This window comes from Aureitalea sp. L0-47 (assembly GCF_026126405.1).
Classification (GTDB): Bacteria; Bacteroidota; Bacteroidia; order Flavobacteriales; family Flavobacteriaceae; genus Pukyongia.
On sequence record NZ_JAFMTQ010000002.1, the window covers coordinates 22,649 to 46,303 of the forward strand.

General features: G+C 44.1%; 15 protein-coding genes. 1 reads left to right on the plus strand and 14 read right to left on the minus strand.

The features are described 5' to 3' along the window. The first annotated feature begins 27 nt into the window (after window positions 1-27). The gene (locus J1N09_RS03375) at window positions 28-1,035 is read left to right on the plus strand and encodes an MBL fold metallo-hydrolase (RefSeq protein ID WP_265198139.1); all 1,008 of its coding nucleotides are present in this window, start codon (window positions 28-30) and stop codon (window positions 1,033-1,035) included. On the opposite strand, the gene J1N09_RS03380 is transcribed toward J1N09_RS03375, so the two are convergent. The 14 genes from J1N09_RS03380 to J1N09_RS03445 form a co-directional block, all read right to left on the minus strand. Continuing rightward, a complete protein-coding gene (locus J1N09_RS03380) occupies window positions 1,032-3,122 on the minus strand; it encodes an energy transducer TonB (protein ID WP_265198140.1) in 2,091 nt (696 codons plus the stop codon). The two genes, J1N09_RS03375 and J1N09_RS03380, sit on opposite strands and share 4 nt — an antisense overlap. An 89-nt stretch (window positions 3,123-3,211) precedes the next feature. Continuing rightward, the gene (locus J1N09_RS03385; protein WP_265198142.1) at window positions 3,212-4,003 is read right to left on the minus strand and encodes an energy transducer TonB; all 792 of its coding nucleotides are present in this window, start codon (window positions 4,001-4,003) and stop codon (window positions 3,212-3,214) included. Between the two features lie 102 nt (window positions 4,004-4,105). After that, entirely contained in the window at window positions 4,106-4,831 is a 726-nt protein-coding gene (locus tag J1N09_RS03390; RefSeq protein WP_265198143.1) for an energy transducer TonB, read from the minus strand. Between the two features lie 83 nt (window positions 4,832-4,914). Then, entirely contained in the window at window positions 4,915-5,643 is a 729-nt protein-coding gene (locus J1N09_RS03395; RefSeq protein WP_265198145.1) for an energy transducer TonB, read from the minus strand. A gap of 31 nt (window positions 5,644-5,674) precedes the next feature. Then, the gene (locus J1N09_RS03400; RefSeq protein WP_265198147.1) at window positions 5,675-6,067 is read right to left on the minus strand and encodes a VanZ family protein; all 393 of its coding nucleotides are present in this window, start codon (window positions 6,065-6,067) and stop codon (window positions 5,675-5,677) included. Beyond that, the gene (gene gcvH / locus J1N09_RS03405) at window positions 6,033-6,413 is read right to left on the minus strand and encodes a glycine cleavage system protein GcvH (protein WP_265198149.1); all 381 of its coding nucleotides are present in this window, start codon (window positions 6,411-6,413) and stop codon (window positions 6,033-6,035) included. Before gcvH ends, J1N09_RS03400 begins: the two co-directional genes overlap by 35 nt. A gap of 29 nt (window positions 6,414-6,442) precedes the next feature. Beyond that, window positions 6,443-13,741 (minus strand): cell surface protein SprA, encoded by a 7,299-nt coding sequence (gene sprA, locus J1N09_RS03410; RefSeq protein ID WP_414826839.1) that lies wholly within the window; start codon window positions 13,739-13,741, stop codon window positions 6,443-6,445. 3 nt (window positions 13,742-13,744) lie between these two features. Further along, window positions 13,745-14,326, minus strand: a complete 582-nt coding sequence (gene ruvA, locus J1N09_RS03415; RefSeq protein ID WP_265198151.1) for a Holliday junction branch migration protein RuvA — start codon at window positions 14,324-14,326, stop codon at window positions 13,745-13,747. Between the two features lie 68 nt (window positions 14,327-14,394). Next, entirely contained in the window at window positions 14,395-16,707 is a 2,313-nt protein-coding gene (locus tag J1N09_RS03420; RefSeq protein WP_265198153.1) for an NADP-dependent malic enzyme, read from the minus strand. Between the two features lie 59 nt (window positions 16,708-16,766). Next, entirely contained in the window at window positions 16,767-17,693 is a 927-nt protein-coding gene (gene queG / locus J1N09_RS03425) for a tRNA epoxyqueuosine(34) reductase QueG (RefSeq protein ID WP_265198155.1), read from the minus strand. After that, window positions 17,690-19,045, minus strand: a complete 1,356-nt coding sequence (locus J1N09_RS03430; protein WP_265198156.1) for a cytochrome P450 — start codon at window positions 19,043-19,045, stop codon at window positions 17,690-17,692. Before J1N09_RS03430 ends, queG begins: the two co-directional genes overlap by 4 nt. Window positions 19,046-19,130: 85 nt before the next feature. Further along, entirely contained in the window at window positions 19,131-20,153 is a 1,023-nt protein-coding gene (gene ruvB / locus J1N09_RS03435; protein ID WP_265198157.1) for a Holliday junction branch migration DNA helicase RuvB, read from the minus strand. Between the two features lie 195 nt (window positions 20,154-20,348). Beyond that, entirely contained in the window at window positions 20,349-21,713 is a 1,365-nt protein-coding gene (locus tag J1N09_RS03440) for an MATE family efflux transporter (protein WP_265198158.1), read from the minus strand. A 112-nt stretch (window positions 21,714-21,825) separates the two neighbouring features. Further along, the gene (locus J1N09_RS03445; RefSeq protein WP_265198160.1) at window positions 21,826-23,652 is read right to left on the minus strand and encodes a cbb3-type cytochrome c oxidase subunit I; all 1,827 of its coding nucleotides are present in this window, start codon (window positions 23,650-23,652) and stop codon (window positions 21,826-21,828) included. Window positions 23,653-23,655 lie beyond the last annotated feature (3 nt).

The window sequence follows — 23,655 nt, forward strand, 5'->3', positions numbered from 1 at the left end:
TTGCCGTTTTATTAAAAACCCGAAGAAATGAGATTGTTTTATATACTACTGTTAGGTGTATTTCTAGTACCAACTCTGAATCATGCTCAAACCGAAGGCGAAGAGGAACAAGGGGATTCAAGAGTATACCAATTAGGCGAAAGAACCTATGTTTATAAAAACAGGGGAGGTAATATCGGGCTTTATATCGGCAAGCAAGGAACATTGGTGATTGACACCCAATTTGCCGACATTACCGAGGATCTTCTAAAAGTTATCGGACGATTCACTGATAAACCTATTCAATATGTTTTGAACACCCATCATCACGGCGATCATACCGGTGGAAATGGAAACTTGAGCAGGGAAGGAGCACTTATTATTTCACACGATAACGTTTACGCGAGTCTAGAGAAAAGTCTTCTAAAGGACGATGAAAAAGGAGACACTTCTTCACTTCCGAACATTACAACTTCCGATGAACTTACATTTTACTTCAGCAATGAAAAAATAACCGTACACCACCTGGAAAGTGCTCATACCAATGGTGACCTTATGGTATTTTTCACTGAAAGCAATATCCTTCATACTGGTGACGCATTTGTAAATGGCAGATATCCGTATGTAGATAGTGCAAATGGAGGCAGTTACCAGGGCTATGTTAAAGGGCTGGGTAAGATCCTTAAGGTTTGCGACAAAGACACTAAGATCATTCCGGGGCATGGTGAAGTAGCTAATATGCAGGATGTAAGGTCACTTCTACAACTGCTGGAGATTGTTTATAAGCGTGTGGCATTCCATCACCTAAACGGAAAATCTGAAGCGGAAATCATCGCAATGACTGATCTCACCGCAGACTATGACGCCAAAGGATTTGGCGATCATTTTATCACCAGGGAACAGTTTATGAAAATGATACACGACGATGTAGCGGCCAAGTACAATCTAGCTGAAAGAGCAGAAGCTGCGCGGAGAATAGAGGAAATGCGTAAAGATCAGGCGAGAGAAAGAGCTGAGGAACAAAAAGAAAAAGATGGTGGTAACGGAGGCCGCTAAAAATCGTAGTACCAGTTGAACAGATCTGTTCTAACTCCAAAATTTATCCAGGTAGTCTGATTTTCAAACACCTCTTCCGTGTTAAGTTCTGGTGAGAAGTCTCTATATATTAAACTTGCATATACTTTCAGATTGGTAGCTGGGTTGATAAGATAGCCCGCCTGTACTTCAGCATGAAAAAAATCGGTGGAATTGCCCTGTGCCAGATCGTTTCCATTATCCATGATCCTGTTATCTTCAGTGCCGTAGATACTTCCGCCGTAAAAATTCATGTCGTCAGGAGTATTGAATTCGAATCCTCTCTTCGCAACAATAAATTTAGCGTCTCCAAATATTCTGCCTTTCTGGTACCGGGCTATCCCGATAAACTCTGAGAAATTCGCTCCGAGGGTATGAGCAAGAGATTGATTGCTATGCCCGTAATTCAAAATTACGGTATTATGAGAATAGGTATAAGGCCTAACGCGATTGTATTCAGCCTGTAAATAGAGACCATCCACTTTAAAGGCATCGTAGTACTTTGCACCAACCTGATATCCAATCTTATTCTTGTAACTTCCGTTTCCTCCGGAGATATCACTGGTAGAAAACTCATCGATTATTAACTGCCCGTAGATGTTCACCTTATCCGTGAATTTAAACTTGGCACTTAACCCCACAATGGCATTACCTCCCCTTGAACCCGTAGAAAACTCGATTGCGCGGTAGAAAATAACAGGATTCAAATAGTTAAAATCGAATCCCCTTTCATTGTCGTTCTGCCAAATAACCGATTCGAACAGACCAATATTCAATCGTTTGGTAACATTATAACTCAAATAATGGTTCGCGATGTACTTTGTTCTGAAAGAACCATCGGCAGTCACTTCGGGACGGACATCCCTCAGGGACATCCACGTGTTGGTATATTTAATCTTCCAAAACGATGTATTGACCTTAAAAAAGGGATACGGACTGGCGTTGTCACTCATCAATAAAGAACGGTAGCCATCACCGATAAAATTTTTACCATGACCTAGTTGAAAATTGAATGTCTTTGATGGTGAATATGAAATATGCCCTGTGGCCACCGGGTAATCATAAGAATCGGTCTTAAAGTCCTTAGCAATACCTCTTCCCGGAATGATTGCAGGATTTCCTCCATCTGGCTTGATAGATTCGGCAAACCGATTAAAATAGCCCGCGAATCTCCCCTGATTTTCATAAACTACGGCAAAGAAATTAAGGTTTTTGCCTATCCCACCTTGGGCATAAACCAGTCGGGTGTTATTATAAGTGTCGATCTCCGCATCTGTATCCCTACCAACTTGCAGATCAACGCCCGGATCCAAAGTAAACCAGTAATCCTTTCCTTTCACCATAACCATATGTTCGTTCCACCATTTCCGTCCCAACCAGGAGGATTTGTTCTTCAGAATCTTTGAATTTTCCTCCTCAAAGTTGTAATAGCGATTTACCTCGCTGTAGATATAGGGCTTTTGAGCCGTATGGTTATTAAGTCCAATTCGGTTCATTGCCGGATCGAAAAGACTGTAATTGTGGTGTGATAATGGAATATTGATATTACTTGTATATTCCTCGTTCTCGTAAGGTAGCTTTTCCAATGAGTCGTACTCATTTAAAACTACTTCGTCAGGTTGTGTCCCAGAGTTTGTTTGCCGAATTTCTTCAGGTACCTCGGGTGCAACGAGTGGAATTTTGATCGCTAAAGTATACTGGGTATACGCTGGTTTACCAGTGTAGGTGGCTGGAGTTATCTTCGGAAGTAAGCCAAAAACACGCTCCGCTTCATTTTCCAGTTCCTCATAGATCGCGTCAATCAGGATAACTTTGAAATTTCCTTCTTTGTCAATCTCGAAAAATACAGCTACCGCTCCCTGGTAGTTTTCTTCTGAAACTATTTCAGGTACTTTGAAATTCGAATAAACAAATTGCTGCAGGGTTAGGTTAAAACAAGACTCAAGTTGGTCTATATCCGTATCCGAACATTCGGGGAAAACCGGGTATTTCTCAAAAGACGAGGTATTGGTCTGGGAATATGCCGAGCTAAGAATTAGACAGAAAAGAATCGAGGCAAAAAATTTCATTGGTAATTGGGTTGTTGGCAGAAAGATACGGCTTTTTTAAAATCGTGAACACAAAAAAACCGCTGCGTTATCACAGCGGTTTTCAACAATTATTGTGCTTCAAAGACAATGGGAACCCTATATACCACATTTACGGGTTTGTCTCCCTGCATCCCCGGTTTCAGCCTGGGGAGAAGATTTATTACACGTTCTGCTTCATTCTCGAGTTCACGCTCCGGGGCCCTCGACTTGATCTCGGTCACTTTGCCTTCGGTGTCTATCTTAAACTGTACATATATTCTGAATACTGTTCCAGAATCCAAATAAGAGAATTCTTCCGTATCAAATTTCTTTCCTATAAAAGATCGGATATTGTCTGAAAGACATTGTTTCCTTTCCTCGTTGGAACCTAAGGATTCACAGCCCGGAAAAACGGGTGCAAATTCAACCGTATTCACATTTTCAGTGCTTGGTGGTTCAGGAGTAGTTATGGGTGTTACGGGCACTACCTGGGCTTCTATAGGAGTGGTAGGGGCAACCGGAGTTTCAACAATATCCGTAAGGTTAGAAGCTACAGCTATTACTGAAGTGATGGTTTTCGGACGAACAACAGGTGCTACTTTGATTATCTCCGGTTTCGGGGTCACTACGATATCCGGCTTATCGACAACATAGGTTTGAGTTGGTGGATCCAAAAACGGGTCTGATCCAACTGCAATTTCCTTTATCACTTTGAGACCGATGGTACTTTCCACCACCAAAATGGTGATGCCAAGACTTATAATAAGCCCGATTTGAAAGTACAACCTAGAGTTCCACTTGTGATTAACGCTCTTCTTATCCTCTCTTTTCGAAAGCATTTTTGGTTGATCGCTTCTGAAATTCTGTACTGATGGTTTCATAATGTACATGTTTAAGGATTAATAGTACATTAAGAATACAAGGGTTATGCCAAAAAAAATCTCCGGACTTAGCCGGAGATCTTTATCTATATAGTATGGAATTTAATTCTGTACCTCAAAAACGATGGGTAGTGCATATAATACCCCTACCGGCTTTCCTCTTTGCTTTCCTGGAGTCATCTTCGGTAGTTGCTTTACAACCTTGATGGCTTCCTGTTCTAATTTCGGGTGTGGAGCTCGTGCCCGAACACCTACAACATTTCCGCTTCTGTCAATTTTAAACTGAACAGAAATACGCTGTCTTCCTGCATCCAGTCCAAGATCGTTCGCTAATTCACTATTGAATTTCTTCTGAACAAACTTCTGAATCTTTTCAGACATACATTTTTTCTTGGCATTGTTGTTCCCTGCGCTTTCGCATCCGGGATAGATAGGAACATTTTCAATAACTGCGAACGGTACGTCTGCGATCTCTTCTTCTATTTCTTCTTCGATCTCTTCGATCTCAACGATCTCCTCTTCTGTGTCTGTTTCGGTAGATTCTATTATGGTTTCCTCCACATCCTCTTCATCTTCAACAACTTCGATTACTTCCGGAGCTGGTGGTGGCGGTGGTGGCGGTGGTGGTGGCTCAATAGGTTGGGTAATTGGAACTTCTTCCTCCAGTTCGTCGGAGACCTCAAGCATATCACGACCAAGGTCTGACTTGTCGAATGTTTTATGCTCTATAGCTCCCCATGAAATCAGCAGCATAATGATAAGCCCTAATTGAAAAAAGAGCACACTTCTGTTACTTACATCAGCCTTTGGGCTTTTCTTACTTTCCATAATAGAGTATTTAGATAGTTGCTAAAATATGCAAATTCTTATATAAAAGTAAAGTCTCTAACGGAAATTTAAGAAAATTGCAACTATTCTGTTCTTACATCGAACAAAATAGGTAACGCGTATTGTACACCAACGGGTTTACCGCTTTGTTTTCCAGGTTGCATATCGGGCAATGAAGACACGACGTCTACTGCCTCTTTTTCAAGCCTGGGGTGTGGTGCACGTGCACGTACGTCTACGACTTTACCAGTGTGGTCTATCCGAAACTGTACGTGTATACGTTGTCTACCTTCCAGTCCAAGTTCTCCAGCAAGATCAGAATTGAACTTATTTTGAACGAACTGCTGGACCTTTTCAGACATACATTTTTTACGCTGAGCGTTGTTTGACAAATTCTCGCAACCAGGATAGATAGGTACATTCTCAATCACGTGGAACGGAACATTTATTATCTCTTCCTCGATCACAACTTCTTCAATCTCTTCGATCTCCGCAATCTCTGCATTTTCATCTGTCTCGGTAGATTCGATTATAGTCTCTTCAATATCCGCCTCATCTTCTACCTGTACGATCACCGTGGCAACAGTTTGGGCAGGTGGTGGAGGCGGTGGAGCCTGCAAAGGCTCGGTCACTGGAATTATCTCTTCCAAAGCATCAGAAACGTCAATCATATCGCGTTCCATCTCACCCGTGTCATAGGATTTAATTTCCAGCGCCTGCCATGTTAAAAATAACATGAAGATCATTCCAATTTGAAAGAAGATCATACTCCTCTTTCCTAAATCGAATTTGGGATTCTTTTTGACTTCCATACGTAATTATTTTAGGCGTTCAACTTTCAACTTAAATCTTCTTTCTGACTAACTTAAAAGTGAGAAGCCCTAATAAATCACCTGATGCATTTGCAACGATGTCCAAAATATCAAAGGTTCTTGTTTCGGTGAACCACTGCTGAAAGGCTTCAACAACTATGCCATAAAAGAAGCATGAAACCAAAGCTAACAGAAGCATTTTAGAAGAAAAATGACTTTGGTCACCTAAATAAACGTACGTCAGCCATATTGCTGCCAGTATCCAATGAATCAGCGTATGACCGAGCTTATCCAACCATGGGAATGGCAGAAAAGCATCCTCCGGTACGGGAGTGAAAAATAAAAATGTAATAAAGATGGTATAAGAAATACCAGCTATGAGCAATGAATTACGCCCCGATAAGTTCTTTGTATTGCCCATCATCTAGCAGATCATCCAATTCGCCTGCATCCGAAAACTTGATCTTAACCATCCAGCCCTTGTCATATGGGTCTGAATTCACTATTTCGGGCTCAGACTCAAGTTCTTCGTTAAATTCTACGATCTCTCCTGAAATCGGAATGAATAGATCCGACACCGTTTTAACAGCCTCAACTGTTCCAAAAACTTCATCCTTGTCGAGGGTTTCATCCACTGTCTCCACCTCAACATATACAATATCACCTAATTCCCCCTGTGCGAAATCAGTAATTCCAACAACGGCAATATCGCCCTCTATGCGAACCCACTCGTGGTCCTTTGTATACTTTAAGTCTGATGGTACATTCATAATTATTCTAAATTTTTTTCAAGTCGTAATTAGTTTCCAAAGTTGTAACGCAATGTTATACCACTCCTGATCGTGGTCTGCGGGAAGGCCGTCGAGATCGCATATTCAGAGAATGTGTGGTCATAGTAAAACAGCGCTGTTAAATTCTTACTCAAGGCGTAATCCATGGTAAACTGAATTCCATAAATCGTTTGGCCCGCCGTTGTTTGATTGTTTTCAATATCCAGGTAACGGATAATCGTTTTGTTATCCCTTCTCGAGAGATCAAGCTTAAAGTTCAGATCACTCTTCAATATCTTCTTCTTACCGCCGAAGTTTGTTCCTATCCTAAGATCCTTGATTCGGTAACCTAATCCCACAACGATCTCATCTCCCTGGATCTCAGTGAGCAGGTTATTCGCGAAGCTCAATGAAAGCGCACGATCCTTTCTCAATTCGGCTAGTATATTAATAGAGTTCTTCATTTCAAAATCGATACGGATCAAGGGTGAGAACTGCTCGGTCAAGTTTACATTGGTCAGGAAGGTTTGCGGTTTGAAATTACCCGCCTGATCCGTAGCAGTTGGGTCCAGAGGATCATAATCAAGATTTGTCTGGAATTGATTCACTGTATAGCCCGCTCTATATCCATGCTGAATAGAGAATCGCCTAAAGCGCTTCTTGAACCAGGCCAGTTTCATCAATCCGGTGTATTTCAAATCCCAGTTTGGTAATGGAACATCTCTGAATATCCCTGTTTTTTCCTTTGACGCATCACTTCCCTTATACGCCGACAAGAAGGCCGGAAGCAATACATCCTGACTTCCTTTTCCAAATCCTACCGGGAAGCCATCGTCATCTACTGGGAAATTCGTAGTTCCGTAGAAATCTTCTGCCAAACGGTTTGCGATCACTACTCTGTTACTTCTGAATTCATCAAAGGCCACAGATTCAATTTCATCACTCCTGCCGAATGCCGTACTGATCAGCATAGTAGATATACTGAAGTTCCCTGAAGCAAATGGCGTTAAGGATCGGTACAACCCGTCTTCCACTATATAATTCTCAGCATAATTTTCAGAATAGATCCTGTTACCGTTAAAGTCGATCTTAAGATCTGAGAGCGGTTCCAGGTTCACCTGGTAATCCAGTTGTTTATTTTCTACTTCAGTATACTGTTCATTGAATTCAGGATACAAGGTTAACCAACCTTTACGCGCTGCCAGTTCCCGTACTTCACGCTGACTACCGAATACAAACCCGGCCGTTGGCTTCAACGTACCCATCATTCCGATAGAACGCGTATAACCTGGCAGATAAATACCGTTATTCTCCTGATAATTCAACTGAATTTTTTTAATCGAGGTAACCAATCCAATAAGTGTATTGAGAGCTTTCTCGCCACCGCTAAGCGATGTACCTCCGCCTCCTTGAGCTCCTCGGCCTCCCGCAGCACCACCTTCAGATAGTTGTCCGGCAGCACCTTTGGCTTCCTGGCCTCCGTCTTTTCCTCCGCCATTGCCTTTCCCCGCAGCTTCTTTTTGAGATTTTACCTTGGAGTTCCCACCTCCGCCGTTTCCAGCTCCACCTCGTCCTCCTCGACTGCTCGGTTTGATCTTGGTGAGCCCTAAATAGCGGTACAAGGTATTCATGTCAAGATTAGAATTGATCCGGTGCGTACTGGCATTTTGAACCGAATTTCCAAGATCGAAGAACTCCGGGTTGTCATCTCCAATTGGGAATGGAATGTTACTTAATAAATCACTACCGTCCTGCCATTGGAAATCTCCCTGGTAAGAGTAGGTAGCTCGAATGAACTTCAGGAATGGGAATTTATCGAAAGGCAGATCATAATTCACCTGTAGTGACTGGAAATGCTGGTTTGGCTGACCAACTTCGAAGAAACCATCCCATATTCCTACAGTATTGTCCACGTTGTAAATTACATTTCCGTCGTTCTGCAATTCCGGAGTGATGTAATTATTAATGATACGGTTATTCGATGCATTGAAGTTGAATCGAAGTGACCGTGTAAGGTTCCAGTTTACAGTATATTGCCAATCGAATAAGAAATTCCTCTGGTACAATAACGGTACAGGCTTGAGATTCTGAGCAAGATTGATTTCCCTGAATTTCTGTTCGTTGTATTGCCGTATAATATTTGAATTTACAGAAAGGTTTGTTGGAAGGTAATTAAGGTTCAAATCCTTAAGGAACTTCCAGTATTTCCCAGTAAATAAGGAGTCGTTCTTCTTAAACGGCTCATAGGTCTTTTGCGGGAAATTATAGTCGTAAGTGGCTCCTACCCTGACATTCTGATCTATAGATTCTTCAATCTCGAAGTCCCGATGGTCCGTCTGGTTATAAGAGTATGAGACAGTGAAGTTTGAAATATCATATGGCATAGGAGGCTTTTCACTGGTTCGATTCTTCCTCACCCCAATGAAGTTTACACTTTGTCTTCGAGTATAGTCCTCTGCTTGTTCCTGTATTCGCGACCTCTCGGCGGCATCCGTGGTATTGTCCAGCCGTGTTTCCAGTTCAATATCATCAAATTCAGGATCGAACTGTGGTGTGATCAAAGCTTCTGAACGTCCATAATTGAAGGGTAGGTTAATACCCCAATTCTGCGGAAGTAATTGTCCCAGGTTCACATTTGTTACAACATCGTACTGTTGTGCATCTTCCCGGCTTCTTTGGTTTGGTCCTTGTTCAATTCCTCCGAAACCAATAGTGCTCATACCCGCTGTGGCACTTAGATTCATGAAATCGGCCATATTTGCATCCATACTGGCTACAGCGGCCCATCCTCCCTGGTTTTTCAATTCTGAAAGGCGCAATTCATTGAACCATACCTCACCCGAAACATCACTTGTTGTTGCGTTTCGAAGTCCTAGCATGATCACACGAACATTACCAAAACTCGGATTTCCCTGAATCCCGATCCTTACTTCGTTCTCAGCTCCGTCTACGGTACTGGGATCAAGTTCACTTTGATCAAAGAATTGAAGCTGGGTAGGGTCTACATTTGGGTTACCCAATGTTCGGGTCTTAGCTTCCTGAAGCAAACTCAACGGTAAGTTCAGTCGGTTCTCAATAGGCCATATATCTTCAGCAGAAGTTACATTAAACGCAGTAGGATTCAACGGTATCTGGATCTCATAGAAGTTCTGATTGATATCGTTACCCATTCGAATAAAGGCTACCATGTCCCCATCGCTCAGGGCAGCTTCGTTCAGAAGAGATTCGGCATGAATGAACATCTCTAGGTTCTCATACTGCCTCATATCCACGTTGAAGTTCTTATAAACTCCCCTTCCATCGCCAGGTTCCAGACCGGTCACACGAAGTGCGAGCGACTGTTCATTCTGACGGATAATATTATTGTTGTTATTCAATTCCTCACGGAATACACCCGGAGGCAGAACGTATGGAATAGGTTGCCTGTTCTCGTTTTGTTCAATGTTAACAGCTTCGTTTTCGAATAATGTATCGTCCAAATCCGGATCCTCACCAGTGATATCCAGTGTTTGAATATAACGACGATAATCACCTCGTACCAGGTCGAGTGATCCGAAGCGAAGGATCGTATTCTCACTGAAATCGGTCATGTACATTCGCATCCAACGGATTGAACGATAATCGGCAATTCCATTTACAGCGCGATCCGGTTCACTGATCGGTATCCTGAACTGAACCCAGCGTACCGGTATGGTTTCGTTATTCTGAAGGGTCACATCTAATTCCTTAACATCCGTTACGAATTCGTTCGTTGCCGGATCCAACATATCCCTTTTTATCTCAATATCGTATTCGAAGTAACTGTCAACCGTGTTCATGGTAAAGTCACGGTTGATATCTTCAACATCGGGCTGAGGTGTAGAACCACGGTTGGTATCACCTACCTCAACGGGCGAGTTACCTTCAGTTCCATTATATTGCAAATATCTTTCAAGGATGTTACCTTCTGCTTGGAGGAAGTATTCGTAATTATCCCCTGCAGGATCCGCAAGACCCCCAAATTCGGGGAATTGGGCAGCTTCCTCTACGTCATTCAATCCGTCGAAACCAATATCCTGATTAATTCTTTCCTGTCCTTCCGTATCGAAGGTATACACCAGCGCCTGACTCGTAGGTACTTTACCCCAGGCGGTAGGCGTGGTATTCGTGACACTACCATCCTCCGGTAGTCCGTTCTCGTATTGCTTTCTACCATCCTTCAGGACATCCTCCGAGATATTACCCAGGTTAAATCGTAATACACCACCGGGGTTGTCCGCATTTTCGTCATAAATAAACGGATCCATTAACCAGAATTGAATGTATTCTACGTTGGACCGCTCAAAGTCTGTTGTTGAAAGTTGTCTTGTTATTCCTCCGAATCGACTCTCCGGATCCGGAAGGGAATTTCCTCCACCCAGCTCCGGGTTGAAGTTGTAAGGCCCCCTTTCGCTTGGGTAATAGGCCAGATCAAGTGAAAACAGCGCTTGTGTCTGCCCTTGTATAATATCCTGGTTCGGGAAGATCTCATCCCTAAATACCCTCCGCGTAAATGGGGAAGACAGATCTTCGTCGTCTATTCCTTCAGGTCGCTGGGTACTGTAGAAAATTGGGTCGATGGTATACCAGGCCAGCTTAGCCCTGTTATAGTTGTAGCCTAGATCTCCGTTGGCTCGCTCACCACCTAAGCCAATCGGTACACTGGAAAGGTACCAGCTTAGCGGCGCTTTTACATCGAGTTCTGTCTGTGATGCTTCAAAATCGTCAACATAAACAGTTGCCTTTCCATCGAAGTCGGCTACTTTAGGTGCACCCGGGAAAAGATAGGCGAATTCACCACGAACCGAGACATTGGATTCTACATCTGTGTCTATGTTCGGTAATTTGTTTACCAATCGGGTTAAGAATGGAACTTCCGTAGAGAAATTCGCATTCAGACCTACAATTGTATTGTTGATAGGCTCAACATTATACGATGATTTCTGTGTAAGGGGACGCTCATTCAAATTCAAATAGGTTGCACCTACCTGGAAATTCTCATTAAACTTGTGTTCCACATTCAAACCTGTGAATCGCTTGGTCTGCTGTCCGAAAAGTGTGTTGTTTTCAGTAGTAATTTGAATAGGTGTATCCGAATTCAAGAGGGCAGGGTCCAGTATCTGAACACGACCGAGCTGGTAATTCACCGTATAATCAACACCTTCAACAAGTACTCTTCCTCCGGCTGTTACGGTTACCGAACCTTGCGGCACGTTGAAAGCACCAATCGGAATACCGTCCTGTCCTGTAGATTTATATGTACCTTTTAATTGGAATTTGTTCTTATCACTTTGCTCTTGTTCGGCAATAATTTTGGTCGAATCGTAAAGACTTTTGAATACGTATCTATTCTGGTTGGCATTATAAGATGTGGGAATCTCGTAATTCTCCGGACCACCTGGAGTAAGATCCAGTTTTTCGAACAGATATTCACCGAAAGGTTCGACGCTGGTAAAGATGATAAGGCCGTTTTGTTCATCTACGGTAAGTCCTGGTATGAAGTCGAAGAAACCGTCTCCTCCTTCCTGGGGGTCATTGTTGAAATTCACCTTATCGAGATTGAACACATTCAGTAAGATCGTATCATCTACGTCTTCGGGAAGGTCCACCGCCGGAAACTCCGGAGTGCCTGCTGCCGGAACAATATAGTTAAGGGGAGATGGATCTGTGTAAAATATATTTAATCTGAAATCTTCCTGCTCCAGTTGGAAAGCACCCAGGGCATAGATGTTTTTCATCATGATGTCCCAGATCGGTTCGTCTACATTTGTGATATTACTCTTAAGCAGTTTCACAACGAGGTTTTGAGGCAGTCCACCTTCAGGCGGAGAGTTAGGGTTCATACCCGGAACGGTTTGTCCGGTAGCTTCAACCCCATCGTTAGAAAATTCACCCACCTGGTACACTTTTCCATTAACCGTATACTGATAGGCAATGGCTAGTACTTCATCATTATTTAGTCTCTGATTTAAGGAAATATAACCTAGTTGTGTGTGAAGTCGGTATTCATTCGGTTGCAGTCTTCGGGCGTTCTCAAGGGTTACATAGTCGATTCCCTCATTCACGGAAACCCCGCTAAACCCTTGCTGTACAGTGGCGATATCCCGAATGGCGGGATTCAGTATGGATTGAACCGAAGCATCGTCAATTCCGAAGGGATTAAAATCGTTATTCTCGTTGTCGGCAAAGGAGTTGGGTGGTCTGTTTATAAATCCTCCCGGAGGTACATCCAATCCAATATTTTGGGGGTCAGCTTCACCAAGATCCTGCAAGGCAACGAGGTTTCTCACGTTCTCTGTTCGATTCGAACGGTTGGTTATCCAAACCTCCGCTCTTGTAATCTGTACATTGGAATTTATAAATGGGTATCGGTCGAGTACCCGATCATAGTTATCGCGGAACCAATGAGACACGAAAAAGTGACGATTCTCGTCATATTCCAGTGCAAAGAGCTCGAATTCTGTAACTGTAGCTCCTCCTTCGGCCACTACTGTTCGGGTTTCCGATTGCTGTTCGGAGAATACCCCTGTAATCGTGGTCTTCCCAAATTGCAGTTGTGCTTTCACACCAAAGAGACTTTGCGCACCCTGGATCAAGCTACTGTTCAGTGGCATATTCACATTACCAACTTCGATCTTCTGAATGATGTCGTCCTCTGTAGGAGTGTACTCAAGTTTGATCTGGTTCTGGAAATCAAAGGTGGATTGTGTATCGTAATTCGCTGTTACCTGGAGACGCTCACCTACTTTACCTAACAAACTCAAACTGATTCGTTGATCGAAATCGAAAGATAGGTTTCGTCGGTTTCGAGGCGAGAATGCGGGATTGTCCTGCTTGGTATACAACAAGCCCAGGTCCATTTCCACACTACCCTGTGGGATTACTTCAATGGTATTTCCTCCAAAAACCGATTCAAAAAAGTTACTGTTCACGTAGAATGTCGGCAGCAAGTTCTTCTGAAGTTCTTCTGCCCCTTCCTTTCGTCCGTCGGCAGCATCGATCTTTTCTTTGAAATAGGCTTTCATTTGCTCCTGAAGCATTAGCTCCTGGAATTCTTCGGGAGTAAGGATGATTGGGTAGGTAATATTCAGATCTCCAATCGCCTGGGTATAGATGTATCTATCGGTGATAGGATCGTAGGTATATAGATCCTGTATACTTTGTGGATTTGGCAACTCCATACGACCCATATCGAAACCGGTGCTAGTAGAGTCCTGCGCCTGTACGCTACTTATGCTGCCTAAAATAATTCCTAAAATAAATAAAAGCCTTGCACAGCTTTTTTTGTAATCGTAATGTTTTGCGCCCAAAGTTTACAAATTTTTTAAAGCTTGTTTTATTATCTCCTCCACACTTGCATCGGGTTGCTCTTTCAGGATCTTATCACACACTTTCTCAACCTGTTTTCGAGCAAAGCCTAAAGTCTCCAATGCTGATAACGCTTCATTCCTATTCGTATTGCTCGATATTACAGAAACATCATCCAGTCCGTACACCTTGATAATTTTATCTTTCAGATCCAACACAGCTCGTTGTGCCGTTTTAGATCCAATCCCCTTTACCGACTGTATCGTAGCCACATCTTCGGCAGCGATGGCCTCCATGACTTGCTGGGGTGACAAAGACGAAAGCATCGTCCTGGCAATACTAGCCCCAATTCCTGAAACAGACAGCAACAACCTGAATATTTCGCGTTCCGTTTTGCCTGTAAATCCATACAGTGTATGCGAGTCTTCCCGCACCTGTAAATGGGTGTATAATTTTACATGCTCACTCTCGGGGAGTTGAGAGAACGTGTGCAACGAAATATTCACGAAATAACCCACCCCGTTACAGTCTATGATCACCTCCGTTGGATTCTTCTCAATCAGCCTGCCCTGAATATGGGTTATCATTCGTTAATAAAAAGTTAATTGCCCCCAAATATAGTATATTTATTTGCATCTGCCATCCCTCGTAAATACTAATTTTTCATAGCTTTTTTGGCCGCTTCTTCCTTCCTTCTTCTTTCCTTTTGCTGCGCATCAATTACCGCAACCGCAGCCATGTTCACGATCTCCTCCACACTGGCTCCAAGTTGCAGAATATGCACCGGTTTTTTCATCCCCAACATGATTGGGCCCACAGATTCCACAGCATTGAGTTCCTTAAGCATTTTGTAGTTGCTATTCGCCGAATCGAGATTGGGAAATATAAGACCATTTACTTTCTTGCCAGCCAGCTTTGAGAATGGGAATTTCTCTTTTAGTAATACAGGGTTCAGGGCAAAATCTACCTGCAATTCTCCGTCTACGTGCATGTCGGGATTGGATTTATGTAACAACGTCACTGCATCCTGAACTTTACGGGCATGGTGGTCTTTGGAAGATCCGAAATTCGAGTATGAGATCATTGCGATCACTGGCACCAGTCCGAATAACTTCATGGTATAATTGGTCATCTGTGCTATATTGGCCAATTCGTGAGCGCTAGGGTCAATATTGATCGAAGTATCCGAAAGGAACATCGGGCCGCGCTTGGTAAGCATCATGTTTGTGGTGGCCACTCTCCTCACACCATCAAAAAGACCAATAGTTTCAAGCACAGGGCGCAACACCGCAGGGTATGCCCTGGAGTAACCGGAGATCATGGCATCTGCATCACCTTCGTTCACCATCATGGCCGCAAAATAGTTCCGTTCCCGCATTAATCGTCGTGAATCAGTGAGCGTAACTCCGTTTCGCTTTCTTCGCTTCCAGTATTTCTCGGCATAGTCTTTTAATTTATCCGATTGTTCATCACTCTTAGGGTCGATGATCTGGACACCTTCTTCTTCAAATTCAAGTTCGGCCATCAGTTCCTCGATGACCGTGCGTCGGCCTAGAAGTATAGGAACACCAATGCGTTCTTCGAATACCAGTTGAGCGGCCTTCAGCACGTCCAGACTGTCTGCTTCGGCAAAAACAATTCGCTTCGGATCCATCCTTGCACGATTATACATGAGCCTGATGATCTTGTTGTCACTACCCATTCGTTCGTACAACTCATCCTGGTAGGCATCCCAATCGGTTATTTCCGAAGTTGCAACACCGCTTTCCATTGCCGCCCTGGCAACCGCCGGAGGTACCTGTGCGATAAGCCGGGGATCGAATGGTTTTGGAATGATATAATCCTTTCCGAAGGTAAGTCGGGTTTCCCCGTAGGCAATATTTACCTGTTCCGGCACGGGTTCTTTGGTTAACTCTGCCAATGCCTTAACCGCAGCCATTTTCATCGCTTCATTTATCTTGGTAGCCCGCACATCCAGCGCACCCCTGAAAATAAATGGAAAACCAAGCACATTGTTCACCTGGTTCGGGTGATCACTTCTCCCGGTTGCCATGATGATATCGTCCCTGGTTTGCACCGCAAGGTCATAGGCAATCTCGGGATCGGGATTCGCCATGGCAAAGACAATAGGATCTTTAGCCATGGAAACCAACATATCCGGAGTGACAATATCGGCAATAGACAAGCCAACAAAGACATCGGCATCTTTCATGGCCTCATCGAGGGTGTCGATCTTCCTGTCGGTTGCAAATTCTGTTTTTTCAGGAGTTAAGCCTTCACGATCCTTTCGGATAACACCTTTGCTATCCAGCATGACTATATTTTCCGGATTCGCGCCGAATGCTGCATACAGCCGGGTACAAGAAACCGCAGCTGCTCCGGCACCGCTTATCACTATCCTGACCTTGGCAATATCCTTTCCTGTGATCTCCAGGGCATTGATCAGGGCTGCGGCAGAAATGATGGCAGTTCCGTGCTGGTCATCGTGCATTACAGGAATATCCAATTCCTCTTTTAAGCGCCTTTCGATCTCAAAAGCCTCGGGAGCCTTGATGTCCTCAAGGTTGATCCCACCGAAGGTAGGAGCGATATTCTTAACCGTTTCTACGAATTCATCAATATTCTCGGTATTCACTTCAATATCGAATACGTCAATATCGGCAAAGATCTTGAAGAGCAGCCCCTTCCCTTCCATAACCGGCTTCGAAGCCTCAGGCCCAATGTTACCCAGGCCGAGTACAGCTGTTCCATTGGAAATTACCGCAACCAGGTTGCCTTTGTTGGTGTAGCGGTATACATTATTCACCTCTTTGTCGATCTCGAGACAGGGCTCGGCCACTCCTGGAGAATACGCCAGCGAGAGGTCACGTTGTGTGGCATATTTCTTAGTGGGTACAACCTGGATCTTACCAGGTTTAGGTTTGGCGTGATATAAAAGGGCTTCGCGGCGTTTACTTTGCTTGCTCATAATCGAAAAGACTAAAGAACAAAGTTACGAGTATAGTGGAACTGTGGAAAAAATATACGTTAATCTTTCAGGAACCGAATATTGCGCTGTAGCCCATTGAAACCGGTTCGTTTTACCGCACTTTTCTTGAATATCTTCTGAAATACTTCCAGAGTGATCTCCTCCCAGTCGCTCTTACTCATCTCGAGCAATTCCGGATTAGGATCGAACAGGGGTTCCCTATGACTCTTACTGAAACGGTTCCATGGGCACACATCCTGGCAGACATCACAACCGAACATCCAGTCGTCGAACTTCCCTGCCATTTCGGAAGGAATCTCGTTCTTGAGTTCAATGGTAAAATAGGAGATACACTTACTCCCGTCCACTACATAAGGTTCTACTATGGCCTCTGTTGGACAGGCATCGATACAGGCGGTACAGCTTCCGCAGTGATCGGTCACCGGGCTGTCGTATTCCAATTCCAGGTCGATGATCAATTCAGCAATAAAGAAAAACGAGCCTACCTGCTTGCTGATAAGATTGCTGTGTTTACCCATCCATCCTAAGCCACTTTTAGCTGCCCAGGCCTTATCCAGCACTGGTGCTGAATCTACAAATGCTCTTCCGTGAACTTCCCCTATTTCCTCGTTGATAAAGTGCAGTAGCTGCTTGAGTTTATCCTTGATCACGAAGTGATAGTCTGTGCCATAGGCATACTTGGAGATCTTATAGCTACCTTCTCTTTGGGTTTCCTTCGGAAAGTAATTCAACAATAGGGAAACCACACTTTTGGAACCGGGAACAAGCTTAGTGGGGTCCAGGCGCTTGTCGAAATGATTTGCCATATACCCCATCTCACCGTGCATATTCTGCTTCAGCCATTTTTCCAGGCGTGGTGCTTCTTCCTCAAGGAAGCCGGCCTTACTCATCCCGCAGGAAAGAAAGCCCAGGCGTTTAGCCTCTTGTTTGATGAGTTGGGTATATTTCGAAGTATTCGAATTCATTGCTTTCTATTTTTGAATTCGATCATCAAATCAACGGGTTTAAGCGTGATCAGCGGATTCAATTGTGGTTTTTCTAGCGATGTGCTAAGCTCGTAATTCTTCACAAGGTATGCTATGGCCAGCACCATTTCATAAATAGCGAAGCCCATCCCAATGCACATCCGCGGGCCTGCTCCAAAGGGGAAATATACACCTGTCGTTTCCTTTCGCCTTTCGCCCAGAAAGCGCTCCGGTTGAAATTCCTCGGGGTCCTTCCAATACTTAGGATTTCGATGTAATTCGTAAAATGAAACACCTACCAGGGTGTTCTTCATGATGTGATAATCTCCAATGGTATCGTCCTCCAGGTTCTCACGGTCGGTGATCCAGGCCGGAGGATATAATCGCATGGATTCGTCGATCACAGCCCTAGTAAAAGGCAGCAGTTTTATTTGCTCGAGCGAGTTGTTAGTTTTTTCATGCGCCATATCCACTTCCTCGAAAACCCGCTGTTGCGCATCCTGGTCCCTGGCGAGTAAATAGGAAGTAAATGCCAGGGCATTGGCCGTAGTTTCATGACCTGCCACAAACAATATGGATATCTCATCTATGAGCTGTTTGGTGCTCATTGGTTCTCCCGTATCCTCGTAACGAGTGGCCAGTAACATATCGAGCAGGTCGTCGTGTTTTTCTTTGGATGTCTTTCGTTCCTCGATGACCCCACCAATAATGGACCTGCTCTCCTCTGCCAGGTTCAAATGTTTCTTTACCTGGCCGCTTAAGTTAAACCACCAGCCCTTATGCGGTAGTCGCACTTCTTTCACCAGGAACAATTGAATCTCCTGTATTATTGTCTGAAGACGTTTCAAGGTGTCTTCATCAACTGTAAGATTAAATAAAGATGAAGCAACCACATTGAATGCCAACTGGTTCATAATTGGGAACACATCAGTGGAACAGCCTGTAGGAAGTTGGTAAAGCTCCTTTTCGATAGTTTCCTGCATGAGTCCTACCAGGCTATCCATTTTCTTCTTATGAAATGCGGGTTGGATCAATCGTCGCTGGCGTAACCAAAAAGGCCCGTTTGCCGTGAGCAGGCCCATCCCAAGGTATTTCGAAAGGTATTTGGTTTGTATGCTCGATTTGTAATAATTCTTGTGGTTCTTCTGAAGAATATATTGCACTACGTCCTTATCCCTCGAAAGCATAATATATTTTTTCCTTCCCAGTTTTACTGAAAAGGTATCTCCATAGGTGTTAAAGAATTCGCGATGAAAAGGAATTGGGTTCTTCCGAATTTTCTCTGCTTTCAGAAAGAATTTTAAGAGCGGCAGGCGGTCTGGATAATTATATGCTCGTTGTTTTTCGGCCATTTGATTGTCCGGTCGAGCGCAGTCGAGACCTTCTTGTTAATAGCAATTCTTCGGACCCCTCGACTGCGCTCGGGGGGACGTTCCTCTAAAACAAGCCGCCTTGGGTACCGCCTTTAACACGTCCCAGGTGTTTGTACGCAGCCTCGGTTACTTCTCTGCCCCTCGGAGTTCTCATAATGAATCCCTGCTGAATAAGGAAAGGTTCGTACACCTCTTCTATGGTCTCGCTGCTTTCGGAAACTGCTGTGGCCAGGGTAGTAATACCTACGGGGCCTCCTTTGAACTTATCGATCAATGTGGTAAGGATCTTATTATCCATTTCGTCCAGGCCATGAGCATCCACATGAAGCGCTTCCAAAGCGAACTTGGCAATTTTTATATCGATGTTTCCATCTCCTTTGATCTGCGCAAAATCCCGAACTCTTCTAAGAAGGGCATTTGCGATCCTTGGGGTACCTCTACTTCTTCCTGCAACCTCAATGGCGGCTTCCATAGTGATGGGCACTTTCAGGATACCAGCGCTGCGTTGTACAATGGTGGTTAGGAGGTCTGTTGAATAATATTGTAGTCGTGAAGCGATCCCGAAACGAGCACGCATGGGTGCTGTGAGAAGTCCCGAACGGGTAGTAGCACCTATGAGTGTAAACGGATTTAAATTGATCTGGACTGTACGCGCGTTAGGCCCTGTCTCGATCATGATATCGATCTTGTAATCCTCCATTGCCGAGTACAGGTATTCCTCTACTATAGGGCTCAATCTGTGAATCTCATCAATGAATAAAACATCTCTTTCTTCCAGGTTGGTAAGCAAACCAGCCAGGTCTCCGGGTTTGTCCAAAACAGGACCGGAGGTTACCTTGATGGAAACATCCAGTTCATTGGCGAGTATGTGAGCAAGGGTAGTCTTTCCTAATCCCGGTGGTCCGTGGAAAAGTGTATGGTCCAGGGCCTCATCTCTTAAATTCGCTGCCTGAACAAAGATCTGTAGATTTTCCAGCGCCTGATCCTGACCCGTAAAATCATCAAAGGTAAGGGGTCGTAATTTCTTTTCAATGTCGAGCTCCTGTGGGGTGAGTTGTTCTCCGGTAGGATCGAGGTGTTCGTTCATAACACAAATATACAAAGAGCATTCATACATCACTTCCAAAGAAGTATATAAAGCGAAAGCCGTTGCTTTCGCACGGCTTTCATGTAGTAGCAATCTCCCCAAATTGCCAAAAACTGGTATTAATATTTCAAAGATATGTGCTGTGAGGAATTTTGCCTATACGTGAAATCACGTAATTGTGAAAAAAATTGCTCTCTAAACCTGAACTTCTTTCCACCTTCCCTTTCGGAACCAAACAATGCCAATAATGGCGATAAGGATCTCCGCTATGGTAATTGCTAGCAACACCCCGAGGACTCCCAGGTCGAAAGTTATGGCCGCCAGGTAGGCAAATGGGAGTTGAAACAGCCAGAAGCAGAAGAAATTTATAATTGTTGGGGTGCGCGTGTTTCCGGCTCCATTAAAAGCCTGAATTATCACCATACCATAGGCATAGAATACATAGCCTGCGGCGATCACTCTTAAACTGAGCGCACCATTTTCGATCACGGACGGATCGTCACTGAATATCTTAAGTATCATTTCAGCAAAGAGCATATAGAAAACAGAGACCCCTGCCATAAACCATGCATTGTATTTTCCGGTCTTCCAGACAGAAGTTTCTGCCCGGTCCGGTTTTTTAGCACCCAGGTTCTGACCCACCAGAGTAGCCGCAGCATTACTCATTCCCCAGGAAGGCATGAGGGTAAACATGAGTACACGGATCGCTATAGTATAACCGGCCAATACTTCACTTCCGAATTCGGCCATAATACGCATAAGGAACACCCAGCTGGAGGTGCCAATTATGAACTGACCAATCCCTCCCAAAGAAACACGGACCAAATTCAACATGATACCTGCTCTGAAAACTAAATCCTTGAAACCAACCTTGATTCTACTCCAGCCATAGAACAATATCACCAATTGCAGGATGACCGCACTTCCTCGTCCGATGGTCGTGGCTATAGCAGCTCCTTTTACGCCGAAGGCCGGGATAGGACCAAATCCAAAAATAAACATAGGGTCCAGAACGATGTTAAGCAGATTTGAGAATATCAACACCTTCATAGCTACGGAAGCATCTCCGGCACCACGGAATACCGCATTGATTATAAACAGCAGCATGATGGTTACATTCCCCCCAAGCAGGATCTGTGTATATCCGTAACCTTCAGCTATGAGATCGGGTTCACCACCCATAAGTGATAATATTTCCTTCGGGAAAAGTATACCTATGATACTTACAAGTATGGCGATAAAGATTCCGAGGAATATCGATTGAACAGCAGACTTTGCCGCTCCGGGGACGTCTTTTTCTCCTACCCTGCGGGCAACAATGGCAGTTACACCCATGCTCAGTCCTATAGATATTGCATATACAAGCGTGAGCACCGATTCTGTGAGTCCAACAGTAGCAATAGCATTGGCACCAAGGCTTGAAACGAAATAAGCATCTACCAGGAAGAATACCGATTCCATCATCATTTCGAGCACCATCGGAACCGAAAGAAGGAAGATTGCCTTACGGATGCTTCCACTGGTAAATTCCTGGTCTTTACCCGCTACTGCCTGCGGCAAATATTTAAATATTTTCCTTAGGGTATTCAAACAAGAGGTCTTGGTTAGGAAGGATAAGATACTAAAAAACCCTCTCGTTCATGAGAGGGTTTTTCTTATATGTACCAATCGATTAATGATTCATTTCTTCTTCATTCGCTTGCAACGGTATGTGTTGCGGAACAAAATCCTGACCCGGAATTACATAGTCACTTTCATCTTTGTTCATCTTACTGTAGTCGTACGCCCAACGATGTACATGAGGTATCGGGCCATCCCAGTTTCCGTGGATGTGCTTGACTTCTGCCGTCCATTCCAAAGTATTCGATTTCCAAGGGTTCTTCGGACCTTTCTTTCCGTAGAACATTGAATGGATAAAGTTGTAAAGGAAAATCAATTGTGCTGCTGCGGTAATGATAGCAAAAATAGTGATCACAACGTTCACGTCGGCAAGATCATCGAAATACGGGAAAGCCGTGTTGGTGTAATACCTTCTTGGCAGACCAGCCATTCCAATGAAGTGCATTGGGAAGAACACCCCGTAAGCTCCAACGGCGGTGATCCAGAAGTGAACATATCCCAGGTTCTTATTCATCATTCTAGCCTGGAACATTTTCGGGAACCAGTGATACACCCCGGCGAATAAACCATACAAGGCCGAGATACCCATTACAAGGTGGAAGTGTGCCACTACAAAGTAAGTATCGTGTACATTAATATCCAGTGCACTGTCTCCAAGAATGATCCCTGTTAGACCTCCTGTGATGAAGGTAGAAACCAGGGCTATCGAGAATAGCATGGCCGGGTTCATCTGGAGATTCCCTTTCCAGAGAGTGGTGATATAGTTAAATGCCTTTACTGCTGAAGGAATCGCGATCAACAAGGTTGTGAATGTAAATACAGACCCCAGGAACGGATTCATCCCTGAAATAAACATATGGTGCCCCCATACAATGGTAGACAGGAATGCGATCGCCAGTATTGAAGCTACCATCGCGCGATATCCGAAGATAGGTTTTCTGGCGTTTGTTGCGATTACTTCGGAAGTGATCCCTAAGGCTGGTAGTAGTACGATATAAACTTCTGGGTGACCCAGGAACCAGAACAGGTGTTCAAAGAGTACAGGGGATCCTCCCTGGTTGTGAAGTACTTCACCTGCGATATATATATCAGAAAGGAAGAATGATGTTCCGAAACTTCTATCCATGATCAGCATCAAAGCTGCTGAAAGAAGAACCGGGAAAGAAACCACACCGATAATAGCTGTTACAAAGAAGGCCCAGATCGTTAGTGGAAGGCGTGTCATAGACATACCTTTCGTACGAAGGTTTAATACGGTTACTATATAATTTAGTGATCCAAGAAGTGACGAAGCAATAAAGATCGCCATGGATACAAGCCATAAGGTCATACCTGTTCCTGAACCCGGAATTGCCTGTGGTAATGCACTAAGCGGTGGATAGATCGTCCATCCGGCAGAAGCTGGTCCTGCCTCAACAAACAGGGACATTACCATGATCACACTGGATAGGAAGAACAACCAGTAAGAGATCATATTCAGGAAACCTGAGGCCATATCTCTTGCACCAATCTGCAACGGTATTAACAGGTTGCTAAACGTACCACTCAATCCCGCTGTTAGCACGAAGAATACCATGATGGTACCGTGTATAGTGACAAGTGCTAAATAAACACTAGGATCCATAACTCCTCCTTCGGCCCATTTACCAAGGAATATTTCAAGAACTGTAAAAGGTTCTTCCGGCCAGGCTAGTTGTAACCTGAACAGGATTGACATTGCAATTCCAATAATACCCATAAACAACCCTGTGATCAGGTATTGCTTAGAGATCATCTTGTGGTCCTGACTAAATAAATACTTAGTTATGAACGTCTCTTTATGATGATGTCCGTGATCGTCGTGGTGATCTACTGCGTGTGCTTCGGCGTGTGCTGACATAAT